The sequence below is a fragment of the Mycobacterium sp. genome (assembly GCF_049585075.1).
GTDB lineage: Bacteria > Actinomycetota > Actinomycetes > Mycobacteriales > Mycobacteriaceae > Mycobacterium.
The window spans coordinates 1-2631 of the sequence record NZ_JBAUZA010000222.1; the positions used below are offsets into that span (position 1 = coordinate 1).

At 63.0% G+C, this 2631-nt stretch carries 5 protein-coding genes; all 5 read left to right on the plus strand.

The genetic code is table 11. The features are described 5' to 3' along the window. Positions 1 to 1036 (plus strand): lysylphosphatidylglycerol synthase transmembrane domain-containing protein (locus tag WB785_RS10760; RefSeq protein WP_424079036.1); only part of this gene is annotated, 1036 nt, incomplete at its 5' end. A gap of 357 nt (positions 1037 to 1393) precedes the next feature. Further along, a complete protein-coding gene (locus WB785_RS10765) occupies positions 1394 to 1627 on the plus strand; it encodes a hypothetical protein (RefSeq protein ID WP_424079038.1) in 234 nt (77 codons plus the stop codon). 15 nt (positions 1628 to 1642) lie between these two features. Continuing rightward, complete coding sequence (locus WB785_RS10770) at positions 1643 to 1894, plus strand: hypothetical protein (RefSeq protein WP_424079040.1); 252 nt, start codon at positions 1643 to 1645, stop codon at positions 1892 to 1894. Continuing rightward, positions 1891 to 2391: a hypothetical protein gene (locus WB785_RS10775; RefSeq protein ID WP_424079042.1), complete on the plus strand. Its 501-nt coding sequence runs from the start codon at positions 1891 to 1893 to the stop codon at positions 2389 to 2391. Before WB785_RS10770 ends, WB785_RS10775 begins: the two co-directional genes overlap by 4 nt. A gap of 12 nt (positions 2392 to 2403) precedes the next feature. Further along, complete coding sequence (locus WB785_RS10780) at positions 2404 to 2601, plus strand: hypothetical protein (RefSeq protein ID WP_424079044.1); 198 nt, start codon at positions 2404 to 2406, stop codon at positions 2599 to 2601. Positions 2602 to 2631 lie beyond the last annotated feature (30 nt).

A 2631-nucleotide genomic window follows, 5' to 3' on the forward strand; every position in this document is an offset into this window, starting at 1 on the left:
ACGTGTTCGGAGCTCTGTCAACGATCCGGGCGCCGTCATCTCCCGAAGCCGCGCGGCGGTGATGCGCCAAACCGGTACGGAAAAGATCAAAGCCGAGACGATCACCCGGTTCACCCGCGGCCAGCTCATCCAGCTGGTGCTGCTCGTCGCGCTGGTCTACGTCGCGTACCCGTTCATCAGCACGGTGCCGACCTTCTTCAACGAGCTGGGCAAAGCGAACTATTGGTGGGCGCTGCTGGGGCTGGCCATCTCGGCATCGACGTATGTGGGCGCGGCGGCCGCGCTGTGGGCGTCGGCCGACGAAAAGGTCAACTTCTGGAAACTCACAATCGCTCAGGTGGCCAACACTTTTGCCGCCACCACCACCCCGGCCGGCGTCGGCGGGCTCGCGCTCAGCACCCGGGTCCTGCAGAAGAGCGGGCTCAGCACGGTGCGAGCAACCACCGCGGTCGCGCTGCAGCAGTCGGTGCAGGTGATCATGCATGTGCTGTTGCTGATCCTCTTCAGCACCGCCGCGGGCGCGGGGACTGACCTGTCGCACTTCGTCCCGGCGGCCACCATGCTGTATTTGATCGGGGGTGTGGCGCTGGGAATCGTCGGCGCCTTCCTGTTCGTGCCCAGGTTGCGGCGCTGGCTGGCAACGGATCTGCGCCCGAAGGTCAAGGAGATCAGCACCGACCTCATCGAGGTTGCCCGCGAACCCAAGCGGATGGGGCTGATCGTACTGGGTTGTACCGGAACAACTCTCGGTGCGGCGTTGGCGCTGTGGGCCAGCGTCGAAGCGTTCGGCGGCAACGCGACCTTCGTCACCGTCACGGTGGTGACGATGGTCGGCGGAACCCTCGCCTCGGCCGCCCCCACGCCCGGCGGCGTCGGCGCCGTGGAAGCGGCACTGATCGGTGGGCTGGCCGCCTTCGGTGTACCCACGGCCGTCGGTGTGCCGTCGGTGCTGCTCTATCGCGTCCTCACTTGCTGGATACCGGTGTTCGTCGGCTGGCCGGTGATGCGGTGGTTGACCCGCAACGACATGATCTAGGTGCCGGGCGTCTTCGAACCGGCCAGTGGCTTATAGAGCAGATATTTGGTTACAGATTCGCGGCTCAGATAGATTGCGACTGGATCGCCCCCAGTTCCGCCGAGGACGGCTGCGTCGCAGTTAACCACTAGAAGTGGTGACTTGCTTGGCCTTTCATTCTCAATTGCTGCGGTCGAGCTGCCGCTTCCTGAAAGCGAAGAAAGAGCCGACCGCAGCGCTTGAACCAAATATATGGTCCGTGCTAGGTTCGCGGTGGAACTGTTGAAAGGAACTGTGCGTCCCCGCTCCACAGGTGGGGCAAGGCTCGCACACGGGCGCCCGCACCGTAATGGGCGCGCAGCTGCGCGGGAGACAGCTATGCAGGACAGCCAAACTGGGACTCCGGTCAGCTTTGACCGTGCCTATCGTCAGCGCAAGCGCGGCATATATGTGCTCGCTTGCGTATGTGTGGCTTTCTTCGTAATTGTGATCTCCGCCTGCTATATCGCAGCTGCGCTGTATGGCTACGGAACCGGATTTGGTGACGGCAAGGAGCTGCCCGCGCGTATCCCGCCGCTGGGCGGCACAGGCTTTTGGGGTGACCTCGGATGACTGGCGGGCGCGGTTGTGGTCGACCCGATCATCTTGTTTATCTGGTATTTCGCGGCTAGCCGGATGGACAACCCGACTCTGGATGATCCGGTCGCGCCGGACGAAGGCGATGTCGACCTCAAAGATGGCGCGTCGTGGTACGTCGTGCAGGTGCCGACACTGACAAAGTTTTTGATGGTGGTTGCCGTTGGCTGCCTGGTGGGCATTGTTGTCGGTGCTTCAGCAGTGCTGCCCGTGGTCGCGATTCGTTATGGATGGGTCCTATGAGCAGCATTGGCCAGACCAGCGCGAGCCCGCCGGCGCAGACCACATACCGTGGTGTTCCCGAGTCGGATGGCCCGGTGGTCAAGGCCGCCGATCGCTGGCTGATCACCGGTGCGGTGCTCGCCGGCAGCCTGATTTTCAGCTTGATCGGGCTGGTGGTAATCGCTATCGGATTCGTCAAGACCGCCCGAGCAAAGGCATCGGGTGAGTTTGTCCGCCCGGCCGCCGTCACGCTGTTCGGAATGTTCGCCATGGTCGACGCCGCCGCCAACTTCCTCGGCTGGTCGCTGGACCTGTGGGCGCACGACACACGCGTCGTGCAATGGGGGCTCACGGGTTGGGGTCGGCTAGCCGACGCCGCCTATTACCTCGACTACAACAGCCTGTGGGCGGGCGGCTCGGCGGCCGCCGGGGAAAAGAGCTGGGAAGTCTTCTGCATCCTGGGGGTATTTCCGGCCCGGATGGTCGCGGCATACGGCTTTATCAAGCTGAAGCGCTGAGGATACCGGTGGATGATCATCACCAGCTGGGCTTATGTCATGCTCTGGCTCGGCTACATAGTCAATATGGTGGTGAACTTCCCGGCGCGCTTCGGCTCGAGTGTCTTCGGCGTCACCGGTTGGTGGGTGTTCGACATCTGGTATATGACACCGTTTTTGACGTTGCCCTGGCTTTACGCACTTGACAGACGGCGCTGGAGCCGGTTCTAACCTTTCCGTTCTTCGCGGCTCAGCGCGAGG